Annotated in this window: 1 protein-coding gene; it reads left to right on the top strand. The window is 46.0% G+C overall.

Translation table 11 applies throughout. The annotated features are described in order from the left end of the window. Positions 1 to 244: 244 nt before the first annotated feature. On the top strand, positions 245 to 1,014 hold a 770-nt coding region (locus A3729_RS03945), incomplete at its 3' end, for an FMN-binding protein (protein ID WP_156497634.1).

The raw sequence follows: 1,014 nt of genomic DNA, 5'->3' as shown, positions 1-1,014 counted from the left end.
CGAATGTCGGTGATCGCAGTTAATCGCTAAGTTAGTTATCTATTCCGTTCATTTGTCTGGACCTTATATTTAACCTCGCTCCCTTACTCAATCTATTATCACCTTATACACTCCTATCACCTTGGGGGCATAAAGTTGATTAGGGTCAACTGCCCTGCTTTTCTTCGTTTCTCTTCGCTACAGATCACTGTATTAATGTTCGCAACGTCAATGGCTTACATTAAATATTGGATCTACAGACGAGATGAAATACCCTTTTGATGGAACAAGCTTTTCCCTTAGGAATTTGTATCTATTAGTTTCCTGTCTATTTATCTGCCTTATCGGCAGCCCTGCTTTTTCTCCCGGGCTTGATATCACGCCAATTAAAGCCCCTCTTCCCTTTATCCAAGAGGCTTTCCCGAATGCCAGCTCGATTTCTGAAAAAACTGGCGACCCTCAAATCAAAACGATTTTCCAAGACGAGCAAGTCATTGGCTACGCCTTTGAAACAGATGATGTCGCGCGTATTCCTGCCTACTCCGGTGAACCCGTCAATACACTTGTGACGTTGGATACTCAAGGAACAATCATTTCTGCCAATGTTCTGGAACATCATGAACCTATCTTGCTGGTAGGAATTCCAGAGCAAGATTTATGTGACTTTACGGACCAATACCAAGGGCTAAAAGTTAACACCAAGGTAAAAGTCGGCACGGGAACAGAAGAGAACACCGAGTATCTCGATGGCGTATCCGGTGCAACCGTCACTGTGATGGTGATGAACATGGGGATTATTCGCGCCGCCAACGAAGTGGCGATCGCGCATGGCATCATCGAAGCCTCTGAATTTGCCTCACAGGCTGCGGCCACGATTAATCAAGAAGTCTACCAGCCTTCCGACTGGCAGACCCTGACAGGCAACGGTGCGATCCGACGTTTCCATTTGAACAATTCCAAAGTCGATGATGCTTTCATGGCAACTGAAGCTGCGGACCAGGCAGCCCCGCTTGAAGAAAAAGAAGACACTTTTGT

It is taken from the genome of Oleiphilus sp. HI0043 (genome assembly GCF_001634935.1).
This window is presented reverse-complemented; position numbering and strand designations above follow the sequence as displayed.